We start from the raw sequence: 19,396 nt of genomic DNA, 5'->3' as shown, positions 1-19,396 counted from the left end.
AGATGTAAGAGTTAGATTATTATTACAAGTAATCTAACTCTTATTTTTCTGAAATATAAAAAAACGATTGATTATATATTTATTTTTGAATAATGGGCCATATAAAATAATATAATTGAGTTAAATCAAGATTATATAGCAACAATCGTTGGAGCATCAAGAATACAAGTTGCTAGAGCTTTTCAAAATTTAAAAGAAAAAAATATAATTAAGACACATAAAAATAGTGTAGAAATATTAAACTTGCTTAAATTAAGTGAGGTGTGTTCTAGCGAAGTTTTAAATGATAAATTTTAATAAATTGTATCTTCTTCTAAGTTTATATGTTTTAATTATGAAGAAATGACCTAGCAATTAAATGCTAGGTATTAGACATGATTTTTTTCAATTCATTAATACTTTCTGTTGGTAAAATATCTATTAATCTGTTTAATCCCATATTAGCTATGAGTGCCATTGCAAGTGTATCTCTAGAATAGCCTTCATCTAGTAATGGGGTGCCTTCAATAAATTCCCATTTACCTTCGTATGGAATATGACATTCCCAATCTTCACATTCTAACAATTGTGGGCTAGAAGTTGGAATTAAATAACTTGGTTTTATTCCAGCAGCTTTTAAAGCTGCTCTATCCAAATCCATTTGCCTATGTAAATCTTTATCTGAATAACCTTGAGCTTGTAATTCTGATATTTGATTTTTATATTTCGTATCTAAATATTTTTTGAATTCTTTTTGTGGCATATTCAACATCATTTCGATTTCGTCTTGTGTCATAATATAATCATACTCCTTGTTATATATAATATAATTGATCATATAACTAAATTAGAAATTATAAAATATCATTAATTCCAATGGGTAATTAAAACTTAAATTTTATAAAGAGATGTTAACTAACCTATACTTTTTATTATACTTTTTTTATATTTAATTAATAGATATCCTCAGTCACATTTTTTGTAGGACTTTTGTCATTTTTATTTTTTGGTAAATGATAAAAAATAGGATAATTAATGTTGTAATTTTGTTAGAATAATTTATTAGTTAGTAAGAGTAGTATTGGATGTTCCACTAAGTGTTTGATTATAAATAATTTGGTTTCCGATTATTGGAATATCTACTGTTATAGTAATGTGTAATGAAATATAATTATTGGGAATATCATAATGAAATTGGCTGATTATAACGCTTACTTTGGGATTATTATTAACAACAATTGAGGTGTTTCCTGAAATATCAATGGGACCGCCTTGAATATGACCTTCCTTTATTCCTGAAAACTTGGAATCATAATTAACTCTGAAGCTACCTGAACTTTCAGTGTAAATAAGGGTTAGTGTTGTCTCAATGTTTTCTTTTGCAAACAAAGCAGCATAAGAATGTTTTTCTGTTTTAGAATCGATAACTTGTGACATAATGAATTCTCCCTTTTATATTTTTATAATACTAATGAAAATTATAAAAATTCTTATTAATGATTAATTATATTCGACTAATCATTAATAAATTCACATCAGTGAAAAAACCACATTCTTAAACTAATAAGATGTGGTTTAAAAGATAATTATTTAACTGTTATAATTACACGTTGATAATTCTTAAGATTAAAGTTGCCACTATCCTTTACTTCAGCAATGATATGTATTGTATCTCCTGATTTTGCATCTTTGGGGATAGTGAAAGTTGTTGAATCAGTATTACTTTCATCTAATGTGATGTTATCTACAACTTCATCCTTAGCTAATTTACGGTAAATACTAAATAAATAATCTTGGTCTTTAGTTTCTTCTATACTATTTTTTGAAACTTTAGATTCCTCATAAGTATCAGCTTCAGCATAATGCCACCATTTGTAGGTAAGGCTATCATCATCTGGGTCTGATGCTTCAGCATGAAGAGTGATTTTTTCACCTGGTGAAGCAGTTAAATCAATTCCTTCTTTAATGGATAAAATTGGATTATGGTTTGCTTCTTTATAAGTTGTTTTAATAGCCCAATCAGCTCTTGCTGCGAAATCATTTTGAATATCATCAAACCAACGCATTAAAGAATATTCTGCTTCATATTGATTGGTGTAAGGATCATAATCTAATGAAGTATTCTTTGACAACTTATCATTAATAGTTTCAAATCTACCACCCCAACCACCATAAGATGGATTTTCCAAGCTTCTTAGACCATTATTAATTAAATATAAGAATGATGGTGAATCTCCTTCAGATATAAAGTCGTATTTTTTATATTGAGAATTTTTTTGAAGATATGAATCAGTTCCTCTTTGTTCTTCTTCAAGTTCACCTTTAATATAATTTCCATCACCTATTAAAGCATATTTGCTTAGTAAATCTCCATGATCTGATTTTATATTTTTATAGAGCCAGTCGCCTTGCAATGAATTATTTACTTGGCTAGGGTTCATTTTCCAGGCATATGCAAAACGCCAAAAATTACTAGCATCATTTATTATTTGTATGTTAGGCCACTTTTGAGATATATAATCATTATAACTATCATCTTGATTTAAAATAATGTAAAGAACAAGTTTATTGTTTAATTTTTTTTGGATAGATTCCCATTCGGCAGTATTTTTGTATTGATCTTCAATGGATTTTAAAGCACGTGCAGTAGTGTTTGTACCACCCCAGGTTTGAACATAAAGCTTTCTATCATCATCATCTAAGAAAAGTTTCTTTAATAATTCAGAACCTTCTGTTATCTCTTCCATTTCTCCAGCATTTTTGATATTTCCAATTTTGGTTATATTTTTTAAGTATTCTGGCTTTGGATAACCATCAGCATGTACATTTAAATTAGGATAAATTTTTTCATATCCGTTAATAAATTCTTGAATCCATTCTGTTCCAGTCCAACGATATGGTTTAATTCCAGCTTTATCATCTCCTGCATAATGAAACTTAGAACTTGTTAAAACTATACCAGATAAATCAACTTCATTTGAATAAAGAAGAAATCTGATTACTGAGTTCATATCATCTACTTCTCCATCTGTTGTAATAACAGTACGAGCCTTTTCAGTTTTTACAGATGTTGTTGGTTGTTTATCTTCTTCTGTTTTCTTAGTGGTTATATTATTTTGACATGCTGAAAGTGTATTAGTGCAAAGCAGTAATATTAATAGAATTGAAAAAAGAAAAAAGTTTTTGTACATTCTTTTCATCTTAGTAACACCTCAAATCTTCTGATTTATATTTTTAGTTAATGTTTTTATTAAAAATCATTTCTTTAATCACGCGTGTTTATAATAAAGAAAAGAGTTTTTACAAATAAAAAAACCTAAATATTTCTGAAAAATTATAATTTCAGAAATATTTAGGTATAGCCTGCAAATTCAGTAACAATCCTAAAATACATTTAGAGTAATTTCTTTATATTTACATGATAACATTTACAATGGTTCCTGTCAATGAAAAAATGATACATTCCTGAGTACCATCAGTATGATGATTGATAATCATGACATATTTTAAAAGTAGATAATTACAAGCTTTTCTATCTTTTGTTATGGAGCAGTAATAAATATTAATTTAAATAAATATAATAATCTGATAAAAAGTATTGAGAGGCAATATATGGAGAATTCAGATAAGACCAATTTACTAAACAAAGAAGGAAGATTAAAAATCCAATGTTTTAGAGGTCGTGATTATATTCCTATTGATGGAGCTAAGGTAATTGTAAAGAGAGCAGAAGGAAGTGAGAGTTTACAAGGTATTGACTTGGTTACAGATTCAGCAGGATTAACACAAGAAATAGAGTTAACAACACCACCATTAGAATATTCTTTAGACATATACAATGATAAGATGCCATATAGTTTGTATAATATAACTATTGAGAGAGAAGGATTTAAAACATTAACAATAAATGGTTGTCAAATACTTCCTACTAGAGTTGCGTATCAAATATGCAATTTGGAACCTAGTTTAGGAAGAGGAGATATGAGGCAAGATGTTATAAGTGTACAACCAAATACTTTATATGGAAATTTCCCGCCCAAAATACCAGAACAAGTGGATAAACCATTACCACCTCCAAGTTCAGGGGTTGTATTAGCTCAACCTGTAGTTCCAGAGTATATTACTGTTCATCAAGGAGTCCCAGATGATACATCAGCTCAAAATTATAGGGTACAATTTAAAGATTATATTAAAAATGTGGCTTCATGTGAAATATATTCTACTTGGGCAGATTCAGCAATAAAAGCAAATGTTTTTTGTATTGTATCCTTTACATTAAATAGAATTTTTACTGAATGGTATAGAGGAAAAGGGAAAAATTTTGATATTACAAATTCTACAGCTTATGATCAAGCATTTAGTTATGGTAGAAACATATATGATAATATAAGTCAAATTGTAGATGAAATTTTTTCTACTTATATAAAAAGAAGAGGAAAGAAACAGCCTCTTTTTTCACAATACTGTGATGGGAAGAGTGTTAGTTGTCCAGAGTGGTTAAGTCAATGGGGAAGTCAAAAATTAGGAGCTGAAGGATTAGACCCATATAGGATATTGACACATTATTATGGAGATGATATTGAATTAGTTACAGCTCAAAAAGTTTCAGGAAGTCCAAAGTCATATCCAGGGAAAGATTTAAATATTGGAACATCTGGAGAAGCAGTTAAAGTAATTCAAGGACAATTAAATAGAATAGCTAAAAATTATCCTTTAATTCCAAAGCAAGTTGAGGATGGACAGTACACTGAAAAAACTGCTGATGCAGTTAAGATATTTCAACAAATTTTCACATTACCACAAATTGGAGTTGTTGATTATGCAACATGGTATAAGATATCAGATATTTATGTTGGGGTGACAAAACTTGCAGAACTTAAAACTACTGAATCAAGTAGAAAGTGAAGATAAATAAGAAATATAAAATCACAGGCTTCAAATTCACCTGTGATTTTATAAAAGTGATATTATGAACATATTTATATTTATATAGAAGTATATATTATCATTATAAATAATAAAGAGGTATTTATGTCAATTTATTTTGATTTCAAAACTATTAGAGAACTTATAGGCAATACTTATTGTAGAGTTGAAAAAGAATTTACATTAGAAGAGCTATCAAAGTATGATGGAAGTGATGGTAATCCTGTGTATATTGCCGTTAATGGTATAGTTTATGATCTAAGTAAAAATAAAAATTGGGTTGGAGGAAAACATTTTGGGCTTATAGCAGGTAAAGATTTAACTAGTGAATTTAATTCTTGTCATGGAAATATGGAAATTTTGGATAGTACACCTAGGGTCGGAATGATTACATATGGAAATGAAAAAGAACAAGTTGGAGTTAGGATGGTAGAGACATACGATTTTAGCCCTGATGATTGGGTTAGATACATTACCCCATTAGTTAATGATGCATTAGAAGAGAAAAATGGAGGAATGAATTTAGAACATTTATTTCAAAAATATATTATGATAGGTGTGTTTGTAGGTCAGGGAAAAACCCTTGAAGAAGCTACTAATGAGGTGGAACAATGGAAAAAAGCAGGACTATCACAGTTGTTAGATAAAACTATGATAGTACAAAGGGATTAAAGTTCATTCTAAATTAGTTCTATTAATAAATAAAGCTAGTTCAGTTCTACAATTTAATTCAAGTTTTCCAAGGATTCTTGTAACATAGTTTTTTACAGTTCCTTCTGTTAAGAAGAGCAATTGACAAATATCTTTGTTACTTTTTCCTTGGGCAACTAGCTTTGCCACATCTATTTCTCTTGGGGTAAGCAAATCTAATTTATCACTTGAATTGTCAACTTCATAATCCTGATTTTCGTTAGCAATTGAGTTAAATGCTTTAACAACTTTTATAGTTACATCAGGGTCAAGTGACATTCCTCCATTATTAACTGATTTTATTGCTTTTATTATACATTCTGAACCTGCATCTTTTAATAAATAGCCTTCAGCTCCATACTTAATTGCTTTAAATATGTACTCATCTTCATTAAATGTTGTTAGTATTATTATTTTCACATTCTTATATCTGTTTTTAATAAGTTTAGTTGCTTTTACACCATCTATTAATGGCATTCTAACATCCATAAGGATAATATTGGGAATAGTATTTTCTACAAGTTTAATAAGTTCTTGTCCATTTTCAGCTTCACCAATTATATTAATTTCTTTATCTAAGCTTAAAATCATCCTTATACCTTCTCTTATTATTTTTTGATCATCAGCTAGTATAACATTTATCATTTTGAATTTCCTCCATTAATATAGGAATATATATATTGATACTAAAACCCATACTATTATTAGAGTATTTAACTGACCCATTCAAAGAATTTACTCGACTTTCAATTCCAAGTAATCCATTTGATTTTATAATTTCAGCACATCCAATTCCGTTGTCATTTAAAATAAGTCTTAGTATATTATTCTTAAGGGAAATTTTTATATCTATATTTGTTGATTGACCATGCTTAATGCTATTTGTTATAGATTCTTTGATAGTATTATACATGGCACTTTTTATAATTGTATTTAAGTTGTCTAAGTTTTCAGTTGTATCAAAATTGATTTTTATATCATTTATCATATTAAAATTATTAATTATATCTTTAATAGAGTTATTGAAATATTCAATTCTTCGTTCTTCTTTAAGTAAGCTAACCGCCTTTCTTAAATCACTAATACTTGATTTTGCAATATCTTCTGATTTAATCAATACTTCTTTTACTTTTTTAGGATTTACATCACACATTTTTTTTGCAAATTCTATATACATAACAAGTGCCATTAGAGAATGTCCTACTGAATCATGGAGTTCTTGAGACATCATAGTTCTTTCCTTAGTTGCAGTTAATTCTTCTACTTCAAGTGAATATTTACGAAGTTTTATATTGGCTAATTTAAGGCTTCTATTCAATTCATTTATTTTTTCTTTTTCTTTACTAATTCTAATTTCAGAGTATATGTTATAAACAATAGCAAAATAACCAAATATGCTAGGAATCAAAGCTGAAAGACTCATCCAACTATTTGGCATTCCAATAAAAGAAATCATTAACATTAAATATAATAAAAAATGTATATAGAATAACATTAATAATCTTTTACCTTTTAAAATTAAAAGATATGATAATGGGAAGGTTGTAAAAATATTAGCTTCCAATCCTTTTATAAAAAATGCTAAAATTGAAGTTCCTAAAATAGATAATAATAAGGAAATATCATGTATATAAATTGAATTTTTTATAAAATTAGACTGTCTAATATGATCATTTACTATAACCATAATGATTATAAAAAATAAAATAAACATTAAAAAACTTCTATCATTAAATAAATAATAAGCTTTAATAAATATGAAAATAGCTAAAAAGTGCTTAAATATTTCAAAATACTTTCTATACATAGATATTTAGTTACCTTTCTGTATAATTAAAATCTTTTTTACATTATAACATTTAAGAAGTATTAAACAATATGTTACTAAAGTCATATATCATTTGATTACTAATGTAACTATAAAATTTTCGCATTTTATATTAACATTTAATTATAAAAGATTATTTGGCAAATATTTAGTAGATAATTTAGTTTATTTATTAGTGACAAATTTTCAAATAGAACAAATATCTTAAAGATTCTTATCTCATCTATGAATCTTCTAAAAGAATTTCTAATCATAGAGTTTATCAATATCATTCAGATAATTTTCGCTCAAAAAACGATGAAATCTAACTTTAAGATAAAAGAAGATATATTACGATAAAATAAATTGTAGCCTAATATGAATTTAACAATATGTTAATTTTTGTATTTGTGGGGACAATTATTTTTATTTAATATAATTATATTTTGAATGGAGGGTGATAATAAAAGTATTACAGATATTATATGGGAAGTATCGTAGTGTATTGTCTTAATCAATTTATGAAATAAAATGGGGGGAATAAAAAATGAATAGTAAGGCAAGAAAAATAGTGTTGTCTTTATTAACTTTTTCTATAACTTCTTTAGTAGCTATAGGGGTTTCTACATCAGTAAAAGCAGCAACTACAAGTGATATAGAAAATGCTAATTTAATGAGCACTTATGGAAAAGTATTTGATAAGGTTGGAAATGCATTAGTACAGTCTGAGATTTTAGATAATAAAGTATTAGGATATGCAAAGAAAGAATATAACAGTATAACTGTAGGAAATGAAATGAAACCTGATTATATTTTAGGGTATTCAGCAAATCAGATATCTGTATCAGAAGCAAAATCTCTTGGATATTATATTCCTGATAATTACCCAGAAAGTACAGTTCCAAAATTGGACTTTACAAATGTAGATAAAATGTTAAAAGCTTGTTATGATAATGGGTTATCAATGCGTGGTCATACACTTGTTTGGCATAGTCAAACTCCAGATTGGTACTTTAGAAGTGGATACACAAAAAATGGAGGCTATGTAAGCCAAAATGTTATGAATAAGAGAATGGAATTCTACATAAAAACTGTTATGGGACATGCTTTCTCAAGCAAATATGGAAGTGTAATTTATGCATGGGATGTTGTAAATGAATACTTACATGCAGGTAATTCGGGTTCAGGATGGCAGAAAATTTATGGAAGTGTTAATACAAAGCCAGCATTTGTAAAGGATGCCTTTAAGTATGCTTATGAAACATTAGAAAAGTATGGATTAACAAGTAAAGTTAAATTATTTTATAATGACTACAATGAATATATGGAAGTTAATAATATTATTAGCTTGATTAATTATATAAATTCAGATAAAAAGATATGTGCTGGAATTGGGATGCAATCTCATTTAACTACAAAATTTCCATCAGTGGCTTACTATAAAAGTGCATTAGATGCATTTGCAAAAGCAGGATTTGAAATTCAAATTACTGAACTTGATGTAGGGTGTACTTCTTTATCAGAACAAAGTAAATACTATTATGATTTAATGTCCGCTATTCTATCATCTAAAAAAGCAGGAGCAAATATTACTGCTCTAGTTTGGTGGGGATTAAGTGATGATGTTTCATGGCGTAGAGATGAAAAACCATTATTATACTCTAGTTATACAACAAAAAAAGATGCGTATAATTCAGTAATAAAAGCATATTTTGATGCAGGATATACTACTAGTGGTGGGTCTTCTAATGGAGGCAGCGGAACTTCTACTGATAGTAAATTACCATTACAGAATGGATGGTATTTCATTAAAAATGTTAACGCTCAAAAATACCTTCAAGTCGCAAATAACACAGGAAAGGCAGGACAAAATGTTAATATTGGTACAGGATTGGGGGCTCTTGGACAAAAGTGGTATTTGACAGATTTAGGAGATGGATATGTAACATTAAAAAGTGCATTAGGTAATTTTATGCTTGATGTAAGTAATGGTGAAAATAAAGATGGTACAAATATTCAAATTTATAATGCATATGGACATAATGCACAAAAGTTTTCTATTAAACCATCATTAAAAATGGGGGCATATATGATTACAACTATGAGTAGTAATCAAACAAAGGCCTTAGATGACTATAACTTTGGAACATCTGATGGAACCAATGTATGTCAGTGGACTATTGGAGGATATAGTAATCAACAATGGATATTTGAACCAACTAAAAATTAATTATGGATAGTAAAAGAAAAACTTTAGGTAATATGTAAGTAGATTTATATATTTTTTCATTGCTCTTCTCCATTTGTTTAAATTTTCTTAAGGGAGAAGGGCAATGTTTATATATTAAGGGGGATTGCATAAATGTTAAAAAAAACTAGTATATTATTATTAGTGTGTATAGTATTACTTAGTTTAGGGGGAAACACTACTAGAACGAATGCAATATCAAATAATAAAGTTATTGAAAGTGGAGGATTTGAAATAGCTAAAAATTCTGGTAGTATTAATAACTCTCTTGTTGTACAATCTACAACAAATCAAACTACAGGTGCTGTAGGAAAAACTCCAGGAAATTCTAATCCACTTATATCTCATAAGTTTGGAGCAGATCCATATGTGATGGTATATGATGGTAGAGTATATGTATATATGAGTAATGATATATATGAATATGATAATAGTGGCAAAGTCAAGGATAATAGTTATAGTAAAATCAATAAAATAACTGTTATATCATCTGATGATATGGTGAACTGGACAGATCATGGTGAAATTCCAGTAGCAGGGTCTGCAGGTGTAGCAAAATGGGCAAGTAACTCATGGGCTCCAGCGGTTACACATAAGGTTATAAATGGTAAGGAAAAGTTTTTTTTATATTTTGCAAATAATGCAGGAAGCATTGGAGTTCTTACAGCTGATAGTCCAATTGGACCATGGACAGATCCTCTTGGAAAACCTATGATCACAAAAAGTACTTCAGGTGTAAGTAATGTTGAATGGCTATTTGATCCAGCAGTATTAGTGGACGATGATGGAACAGGTTATTTATATTTTGGTGGAGGAATACCAGGTGGAAATAATCCTTCACAAAGTCAAATCGCAAATCCTAAGACAGCAAGGGTAATGAAGTTAAATAATGATATGATTCATACAGAAGGAAGTGCAGCCACAATCGACTCTCCATTTATGTTTGAAGACTCAGGTATACATAAGTATAATGGGAAATATTATTATTCCTATTGTTCAAATTTCTCTGGTAATCATCCAAATGGGACTCCACCTAAAGGAGATGTAGCTTATATGACAAGTAATAGTCCTATGGGACCATTCACATATGCAGGAACTTTCCTTAAAAATCCAGCAACATATTTTGGAGTAGGTGGGAACAATCATCATGGTGTTTTCCAATTTAAAAATCAGTGGTATGTAGTTTATCATGCTCAAACTCTAGGAAAAGCTCTAGGAGTTACAAAAGGATATCGTTCACCTCATATCAATAAACTTTCATATTCTGGAAGTAGTATGAATAATGTGGTAGAAGATATGCAAGGGGTACCACAAATTGCAAATATTAATCCTTATAAAAGAATTGAAGCTGAAACTATTGGATGGAATGGTGGTATTTCAACTGAAAAATCTCAAGCAGCAGGAAGTATGGTAAGTAGTATTAATCTTGATGTTACAAGCATAAATAATGGTGATTGGTTTGCAGTGTCAAAGGCTGACTTTGGAAATGGAGCTAAATCATTTAAAGCCAATATTGCATCAACTGTTGGTGGTAAGATAGAAATTCATTTAGATAGTATAGATGGTAAAGTTATTGGAAGCCTAAATGTAAGTTCTACAGGTGGAGAACAAAAGTGGAAAGAAATGCAGTGTAATGTAGAAGCTGTAAGTGGTGTTCATAATATATACTTCAAATTTATTGGAAATGGCAATGTTAACTTATTTAATATAGACTATTGGCAATTTAGTGGTAATTCCAAAGATGCTAATACTGGAGAAAGTGGTACTGTGGTAGAAAATTCAGGGACAATTAATAATGGTTGGTACTATATTAAAAATGTTAATGCTCAAAAATATCTTCAAGTTGCAAGTAATGTAGGAAAAGCAGGTCAAAACGTTGAACTTGGTACAGGAAGAGGAACTGGTGCACAAAAATGGTACTTAACGAATGTAGGAAATGGATATATTACATTAAAGAGTGCATTAGGTGAGTATATGCTTGATGTGAGCAATGGTGAAAATAAGGATGGTACAAACATTCAGATTTATAATTCATATTCAAATGATGCACAAAAGTTTTTTGTACAATCTTCGTCAAAAAATGGAGCATATATTATAACAACTATGAGTAGTAACAAAACTAAGGCTTTAGATGATTATAACTTTGGAACAACTGATGGGACTAATGTATGCCAGTGGACTATTGGTGGATATGCTAATCAACAATGGATATTTGAACCAACTAGCAATTAAGTGAAAAAGTTAAATGTAAAATAGAAACCTATAAAGTAGAAAATTAATAAAAAGAGATATTATTTCTCAATTTTATGGACCCTGCTTTATAGGGCTTTTTGTTGTGATTAAAATATTATACAGTTAAAGAAAAGAAATATTTAAAAATTTCATCAAGTTTTCTATATATACATTTAGGACCTTTCTTTTTAATAGATATGTTTTGTTACTATTGTAAGAGTATGTTTGGGATTAGATAATGTGTTACTAAAGTAATGTATGATTTAGTTACTAAGGTGACTATAAATTTGGATGATTCTATACTAAAATTAGTGTGAAATACTAGAATTTATTAATTTATAATACTTTTTTATTAAGTTATCCTTAGAATCTTGACTATATTTGTGTGTTTTGTAAAGATATGAATAATATACTTGTTAAATATAGTTCTGTTTGAATAAATATATAATAGATTCAATAATAAGGATGAAATTTTCAGTTTAGGATAAAAAAACGCTATGTTACGATAAGAATATTGTAAAAATATATATTATTTGGTATTATTATCTCGAAGATTGTAATGAAAATTACTTGTATCTTTGAGATTTTTAATTATTTAATATATTTAATGTGAATATACATTGTTTGTAGTAATAACAGTAGAGACATTTTACATTAGTTATGCTCAATGTTTTTTTCTTTTTAGAGTAATAACTTATTAGATTTCTTTAAGCTGAAAAGGACAGTGTTCATATAAATTAAACAGATAGATAGGGGTGATATATGAAATTTGTGGTTCTAGAAATACTTAAATTTTAAGAGAAAAAATATTATTTTAGGGGGGAAAATAAAATGTTAAAAAGATCAAAAAATTATTTCTTAAACCCAAATATGAAATTATTTTATTAACAAGATTGTGTAGCCATAACATATGTATTTTAATTTTAATAAATTAAAATATATCTTTTTATAAAAAAATATTGTCTGATAATTCAAAATTTTTGCAGTAACTTATTGGGAAAAAATACACCGATAAGGCAGATAACGAAAGTCAATTAATATAAAATTTAGAATTGAGTAAAATGGGGGAATTCAAATGAATAAAAAAATAAAAAAAATAGTAGCATCACTATTAGCTTTTTCAGCAACATGTGTACTATTTCATGGAGGAGCTACTTCAGTTAAAGCATCATCAAATGCTACAGTAAATTTATCATCAACAAAACAAGTTATTCGTGGCTTTGGAGGAATGAATCATGTATCATGGGCTGGTGATTTAACAGCAGCTCAAAGAGAAACAGCTTTTGGGAATGGAAATAATCAGTTAGGTTTTTCAGTTTGCCGAATCTTTGTAGATGATAATAAAAATAATTGGAACAAAGAATTAGCAACTGCAAAAAATGCGATTTCACATGGGGCATTAGTTTTTGCTACTCCATGGAATCCACCAGCTGCATTGACTGAAAAATTTAATCATAATGGTGATGCAAATGCGAAAAGGCTTAGACATGATAAGTATGCTGAGTATGCACAACATCTTAATAATTTTGTTCAATATATGAAGAATAATGGTGTACTTCTATATGCTATTTCTATTCAAAATGAACCTGATTATGGAAAGGACTGGACTTGGTGGACTCCAGAAGAAGTTCATACATTTACAAGAGATTATGTAGGAACAATTAAAGGTTGTAAGGTCATGTCAGCAGAGTCATTCTCTTATCAGAAAAATATGTATAATCCTGTTTTAAATGATCCAAAAGCTCTTGCAAATATAGATATTTTGGGTACTCATACTTATGGTACTCAAGTTAAAGACATGCCATATTCTCTTTTTAATCAAAAAGGAGCTGGAAAAGATTTATGGATGACAGAAGTGTATGTTCCAAATAGTGATGCTAATTCAGCAGATCGTTGGCCTGAAGCATTGGATGTTGCAAATCATATTAATAATTGTATGGTTGAAGGGAATTTCCAAGCGTATACATGGTGGTATATTCGTAGACAATACGGTCCTATGAAAGAAGATGGAAACATAAGTAAGAGAGGTTATATGATGGCTCACTTCTCTAAATTTGTTCGTCCAGGATATGTAAGAGTTGATGTAGCAAAGAGTCCAGCAACAAATGTTTTTTTATCTGCATATAAAGGGAATAAAAAAGCAGTTATTATTGCAATAAATAAAGGAACAACTACATTAAATCAAAGTTTTAATATACAAAATGGTTCAACTTCTAAAGTAACCCCATATGTAACAACAGGATCACAAAACTTAGCTAAATCAACTGATATAAATGTAGCGAACGGAAGTTTTACAGCATCACTTCCAGCACAAAGTGTAACAACATTTGTAGCAGATCTTAATTAGTACATTACTTATTTAAGGAGGTGATATATGGAAGGAGTATCTAAATAATGCTTATATGTATTCATAGGTAAAAATGACATTTTAGTTAGGGGGTGAGGCTAAAAATATTTTTCTGAGTTTTTTGGAAGCGATTACAAAAACATTAAGGATTAATTAGTGTAGGTTTATGGATGAATAATTACATGAACCAAAATACTGAAAAATCAATTAAAAGGTGGGGGATTCTATGAAAAAAATTCGTAATATGCTAGCTTTAGCATTTGCTATTTCTCTACTTGTTCCTGAGGTATGCTATGCAGAGAATCCAATAGTGCAAACTATTTATACTGCTGATCCTGCGCCTATGGTTTATAACGGTACCTGTTATGTTTATACAGGACATGATGAGGATGGATCAACAAACTATACCATGAAAGATTGGAGATGCTATTCTACAACTGATATGGTAAATTGGGTGGATTGTGGCTCACCACTTTCTTATTCTACATTTAGTTGGGCTAAAGGTGATGCATGGGCTGGACAGTGTATTCCTAGAAATGGTAAGTTCTATTATTATGTACCTGTAAATCAAAAGAATGGGGGAATGGCAATAGGCGTTGCCGTTTCGGATAGTCCTACTGGACCTTTTAAAGATGCTCTTGGACATCCGTTAGCTTCTACTGGTACTGGTGATATTGATTCAACAGTATTCATTGATGACAATGGACAAGCTTATTTATATTGGGGAAATCCTAATCTATTTTATGTGAAGTTAAATCAAGATATGATTTCCTATTCGGGAAGCATTGTAAAGGTACCTTTAACTACAGCAGGTTTTGGAGTACGTAACGGTAATGGCCAAAGACCAACTTTGTATGAAGAAGGTCCATGGTTCTATAAACGAAATGGAATGTATTACATGGTCTATGCAGCTGGAGGAATACCAGAATATATTTGTTATTCCACAAGTAAAAGCCCTACTGGACCATGGCAATACAGGGGGAAAATCATGCCTACTCAAGGTAGAAGTTTTACAAATCATCCAGGAGTAATTGATTATAAAGGTAATTCATACTTTTTCTATCATAATGGTGCTTTGCCTGGAGTCAGTGGCTTCACACGTTCAGTATGTGTAGAGCAATTTAAATACAATGCTGATGGAACATTTCCAACAATAAATATGACCACAACAGGTGCAACTGCTATCGGTAATTTAAATCCATATGTAAAAAACGAGGCTGAAACAATTTGTGCCGAATCAGGTATTGAAACAGAAAAATGCAGCGAAGGCGGACAAGATGTAAGTTTTGTTGAAAATGGCGATTGGATAAAGGTTAAAGGTGTCAATTTTGGTTCAGGTGCAGCATCCTTTAATGCAAGAGTAGCTTCGGCAAGCAGTGGTGGGAACATTGAACTTCGCATTGATAGTCCAACAGGTACTTTAGTTGGAACTTGTAATGTTCAAGGTACTGATGGCTGGCAATCTTGGGTTACTAAATCATGTAATGTAAATGGTGCAAAAGGAGTACATGATTTATATCTAAAATTTACTGGTGGAAATGGTTATTTGTTTAATGTGAACTGGTGGCAATTTAAATAGTAGTGGTCTACAGGAAGAAAATTAAGACAGCTTTTTTCTTCGAGGACTGAAGATAAAATAAGAAGCATATAAGGGGGATTTTAATGAAAAAGTTTATTATTTCAATTATGAGTAGTGTAGTTTTGGTTTCATCATTTGCAGTACATGCAAAGGCTGCAACACCAGTAAAAATTCCAGTATTGATGTATCATAGAATTGAAGTAAATGCTAATAAAAATGATACATGGCAAATAAGTTTAAATGAATTTAAACAGGAAATGAACTATTTAAAAAACAATGGTTATACTACACTTACAAATGACCAATTTTACAATATTATAACTAAAAAAGCTTCTATGCCAGCAAAGCCAATTCTTTTGACATTTGATGGAGCAACATCAGACTTTTACTACAATGTATATCCAATACTAAAACAATATGGATTTAATTCTACAGAATATGTTGTTACCAATCAGATTGGCACATCTTGGGGAAGCCCATCAGATATGATTAGAATAATGAATGAAGAACAATTAAAAACAGTTGCTAATAATAAAGTGGAGCTTGAAAATCACTCTACAACACATGGGCATATTGCAAATTTGAATGCTTCAGAATTAATAAGAAGAGTAGCTGGTGCAACTAACAAACTTCAAGGTATAACAAGTAAATCGGTAAATTACTTCGCATATCCATTTGGTGAATCAAGTTCAAATTTCGTTAATGTTTTAAAAAGTTTAAAGGTAAAAATGGCCTTTAAAGTAGGGGGAGGACTTGCTACAGATTCGAGTGATTTAATGAATATGCCAAGAATAGGCATTGTTAATACAGATAATATTACAACATTTGTAAGGAAAATAACAACTGGAAATTAACTAGACATAAAATTGTAAGGAGGTTTTAACATGTTAAAAAATAGACTATATAAAAGAAAGTTTTCTTTTAAAAAGGTAGGTTCTATATTAATGCTGACATGTATGTTGATAACAACAGTATCATTTCCTTCTAGTCCTGCTAAGGCATATACATCAGATTTGGGAAATGGAAGTTTTCAAAATCCTGTTATGTATGCAGATTATCCAGATAATTCTGTTATAAAAGTAGGAGCAACCTATTATATGTTATGTTCTAGTATTAATTATATGCCAGGACTACCTGTTTTGAAATCAGAAGATCTTGTAAACTGGGAGATTTGTTCATATGCATATGATCGTATTGATGTGGGAATGAGTGGAATTGATAAGACGCATGCAGATGCTTATAATTTGGTAGACGGAAAAAATGTATATAGTAAAGGGTGCTGGGCACCAAGCTTAAAATATCATAATGGCAAGTTTTATGCTACTTTTGCTTCATTAGACCTAGGTAAAACTTTTGTATGTACAAAGAATGAACCAATGGGCTTTGGAGGCTGGGATTTTACAGAAATCAAGGGCTTAGGATATGCACATGATGGAGATCTTTTCTTTGATACTGATGGAAAAGTATATTTTGTTAATGGTGGATGTACTTTAACAGAGCTGAATTCAGATTGCAAATTTGTTAAAGCTGGAGGAATAAATAAGAAAATTTTTGATGGTGGCAACAGCCATGATGGTAACAGAATTTTCAAGAAAAATGGATATTACTATATACTTTCTACACCTGTAAAGGAGAATGGACCTTATCAACGTATAGAAAAAGCATGGAGATCTAAGAGTATAACAGGTCCGTATGAACAAAAAGTAATTTTAGATGATGGTGGAAATCATCAAGTATGTGTAGTTGATGATGGTATTTATAATTGGACAGTACTATTTGAAGATAAAGGCGCAGTTGGACGTATTCCAAAGGTTGCTCCTGTTACATGGGAAAATAACTGGCCTATGATAGGTGTAAATGGAAGTGGTAAAGTACCAGTAACTTACAAAAAGCCAGCAGCAGGAAATGGAATAAAATCACCTGGTACAAATGATGAATTTAATGCACAGGGTTATGTACTTTCTCAATGGCAATGGAATCATAATCCTGATAATTCAAAATGGACTACATCTGAACGTCCAGGATGGTTAAGGCTTAAGACAAGTAATTCTTCTGATCTTCTTCAAGCAAGAAATACTTTAACGCAAAGAATACAAGGGCCAACATCTTCAGGAGGGGTAAAACTAGATGCAACTAATATAAAACCAGGACAGATTGCTGGATTATCTGCTTTTCATAGTAAATATGGGTATATAGGAGTAAGAAATGACAACGGAACTAAGAAACTTGTTCAATATAATGTTACAGGTTCAGAAACTTCTGTAAATCTTATTAATAATACTGTTTACTTAAAAGTTGATGCTGATTGTAATGCACAAACAGCTAAGTTCTTTTATAGCTACGATGGTAACAGTTGGACACAGCTAGGTGGTACTTTAAAGATGGACTTTTTCTACAAATTATGGTTTGTAGGGTATAGATATGCTTTATTTAATTACACTACAGGTTCTGATATTAGTGGTTATGCAGATTTTGATTATTTCAGATTTAGCCAAACTACAACTGGTACTGGTTCACATAATATTACAAATAGTATTGCATTGAATGCTATGGAAAATAGTATGTTTTCTTCTGCAGGAAATGCTAACAGAGATATTAAAGGGGGAAAAAATTATGAAAAAAAAGATTTTCAATATTCTACTAATTAGCTTGATGTTTATAACATTTTTAGGAATATCACCAAAAAATGTATTAGCAGCTTCTAATCCAAGTATGCCACCATCAGATTTTGATAGGGTGAAATATAATATTCCACATGGTACAGTTAATTACATTTATTATCAGTCTTCAGCAACTAAAAGTCAACGAAGGGCAAAAATTTATCTACCACCAGGATATTCAGCAAATAAAAAATACAGCGTAATGTATTTATTACATGGCATAGGAGGAAAAGATGATGATTGGACTTCTGGTGGAGGTAGTGCTAATGTCATTGCGGACAATCTTATTGCAGCAGGGAAAATTAAGCCTTCAATAATAGTAATGCCAAATTGTAACGCATCTGGAGCAGGAATAAATGATGGTTATGAAAATTTAACTAACGATTTGAAAAACAGCTTAATACCTTATGTAGAAAAGAACTATTCTGTTTACACTGACCGTAATCATAGAGCAATATCTGGCCTTTCAATGGGCGGTGGACAATCATTTAATATAGGTTTACAAAACTTACATTTATTTGGATATGTTGGTGCTTATTCTGCAGCTCCAAACACTCATTCAAATTCTCAATTATTTCCTGATGGTGGAAATACAGCAAAGAAGCAGTTAAAACTTCTATTCATCTCTTGTGGAACTAGTGATGGACTTATTAACTTTGGTGCAGGAGTACACAATTTCTGTGATTCTAAAGGTATTCCTAATACTTATTGGTTACTTCCAGGAAGAGGCCATGATTGGAGTGTTTGGAAACCAAGTTTGTGGAATTTCCTACAAATAGAAGAAGCAGCAGGATATAATAATTAGTTGCTTAAAAATTTTATATAGATGAAAAGTTAAAATTAATTTAATAACTATAGTTGAGAATTTTTAGATACAAATTTTTACAGTATATATTTATAATATACTTTAAGCAATTTTCATGGTTTT

The 19,396-nt window shown here is 29.8% G+C and carries 15 protein-coding genes; 10 read left to right on the top strand and 5 right to left on the bottom strand.

The annotated features are described in order from the left end of the window. The first annotated feature begins 111 nt into the window (after positions 1-111). Entirely contained in the window at positions 112-297 is a 186-nt protein-coding gene (locus NNC19_RS23535; protein ID WP_396136449.1) for a helix-turn-helix domain-containing protein, read from the top strand. A 64-nt stretch (positions 298-361) separates the two neighbouring features. Here the strand turns inward: NNC19_RS23535 and NNC19_RS16850 are convergent, their stop codons facing one another. The 3 genes from NNC19_RS16850 to NNC19_RS16840 all read right to left on the bottom strand — a co-directional run bounded on the left by NNC19_RS16850 (position 362) and on the right by NNC19_RS16840 (position 3,179). Continuing rightward, entirely contained in the window at positions 362-775 is a 414-nt protein-coding gene (locus tag NNC19_RS16850; protein WP_310939842.1) for a hypothetical protein, read from the bottom strand. A 266-nt stretch (positions 776-1,041) separates the two neighbouring features. Next, positions 1,042-1,416: a hypothetical protein gene (locus NNC19_RS16845; RefSeq protein ID WP_310939841.1), complete on the bottom strand. Its 375-nt coding sequence runs from the start codon at positions 1,414-1,416 to the stop codon at positions 1,042-1,044. A gap of 149 nt (positions 1,417-1,565) precedes the next feature. Continuing rightward, complete coding sequence (locus tag NNC19_RS16840; protein WP_310939840.1) at positions 1,566-3,179, bottom strand: nucleoside hydrolase-like domain-containing protein; 1,614 nt, start codon at positions 3,177-3,179, stop codon at positions 1,566-1,568. 412 nt (positions 3,180-3,591) lie between these two features. Here NNC19_RS16840 and NNC19_RS16835 point away from each other — a divergent pair, with 412 nt between their 5' ends. After that, positions 3,592-4,884 (top strand): peptidoglycan-binding protein, encoded by a 1,293-nt coding sequence (locus NNC19_RS16835; protein WP_310939839.1) that lies wholly within the window; start codon positions 3,592-3,594, stop codon positions 4,882-4,884. Positions 4,885-5,010: 126 nt separating this feature from the next. Continuing rightward, on the top strand, positions 5,011-5,577 hold the full coding sequence (locus tag NNC19_RS16830; protein ID WP_310939838.1) for a cytochrome b5 domain-containing protein: 567 nt from the start codon (positions 5,011-5,013) through the stop codon (positions 5,575-5,577). A gap of 3 nt (positions 5,578-5,580) precedes the next feature. Here the strand turns inward: NNC19_RS16830 and NNC19_RS16825 are convergent, their stop codons facing one another. Both NNC19_RS16825 and NNC19_RS16820 read right to left on the bottom strand, forming a co-directional pair. After that, positions 5,581-6,240, bottom strand: coding sequence for a response regulator transcription factor (locus NNC19_RS16825; protein ID WP_310939837.1), 660 nt, complete (start codon positions 6,238-6,240; stop codon positions 5,581-5,583). Then, complete coding sequence (locus NNC19_RS16820; protein WP_310939836.1) at positions 6,218-7,282, bottom strand: histidine kinase; 1,065 nt, start codon at positions 7,280-7,282, stop codon at positions 6,218-6,220. The genes NNC19_RS16825 and NNC19_RS16820 overlap by 23 nt, the downstream gene beginning before the upstream one ends. A gap of 667 nt (positions 7,283-7,949) precedes the next feature. Here NNC19_RS16820 and NNC19_RS16815 point away from each other — a divergent pair. The 7 genes from NNC19_RS16815 (at position 7,950) to NNC19_RS16785 (ending at position 19,273) form a co-directional block, all read left to right on the top strand. After that, entirely contained in the window at positions 7,950-9,632 is a 1,683-nt protein-coding gene (locus tag NNC19_RS16815; RefSeq protein WP_310939835.1) for an endo-1,4-beta-xylanase, read from the top strand. A gap of 132 nt (positions 9,633-9,764) precedes the next feature. Then, positions 9,765-11,882, top strand: coding sequence for a carbohydrate-binding protein (locus tag NNC19_RS16810; protein WP_310939834.1), 2,118 nt, complete (start codon positions 9,765-9,767; stop codon positions 11,880-11,882). 1,075 nt (positions 11,883-12,957) lie between these two features. After that, a complete protein-coding gene (locus NNC19_RS16805) occupies positions 12,958-14,229 on the top strand; it encodes a glucuronoxylanase (RefSeq protein ID WP_310939833.1) in 1,272 nt (423 codons plus the stop codon). A gap of 226 nt (positions 14,230-14,455) precedes the next feature. Further along, complete coding sequence (locus NNC19_RS16800) at positions 14,456-15,808, top strand: glycoside hydrolase family 43 protein (RefSeq protein ID WP_310939832.1); 1,353 nt, start codon at positions 14,456-14,458, stop codon at positions 15,806-15,808. A gap of 83 nt (positions 15,809-15,891) precedes the next feature. Continuing rightward, positions 15,892-16,662, top strand: coding sequence for a polysaccharide deacetylase family protein (locus NNC19_RS16795; RefSeq protein ID WP_310939831.1), 771 nt, complete (start codon positions 15,892-15,894; stop codon positions 16,660-16,662). A gap of 30 nt (positions 16,663-16,692) precedes the next feature. Then, positions 16,693-18,456, top strand: coding sequence for a family 43 glycosylhydrolase (locus NNC19_RS16790; protein ID WP_310939830.1), 1,764 nt, complete (start codon positions 16,693-16,695; stop codon positions 18,454-18,456). Beyond that, the gene (locus tag NNC19_RS16785) at positions 18,422-19,273 is read left to right on the top strand and encodes an alpha/beta hydrolase-fold protein (RefSeq protein ID WP_310939829.1); all 852 of its coding nucleotides are present in this window, start codon (positions 18,422-18,424) and stop codon (positions 19,271-19,273) included. Before NNC19_RS16790 ends, NNC19_RS16785 begins: the two co-directional genes overlap by 35 nt. Positions 19,274-19,396: the final 123 nt, after the last annotated feature.

Source organism: Clostridium sp. SHJSY1 (assembly GCF_031626875.1).
In the GTDB taxonomy this organism is placed as follows: domain Bacteria; phylum Bacillota; class Clostridia; order Clostridiales; family Clostridiaceae; genus Clostridium.
The sequence above is the reverse complement of the archived record's forward strand: the minus strand, read 5'-3'. Positions and strand labels throughout refer to the sequence as shown.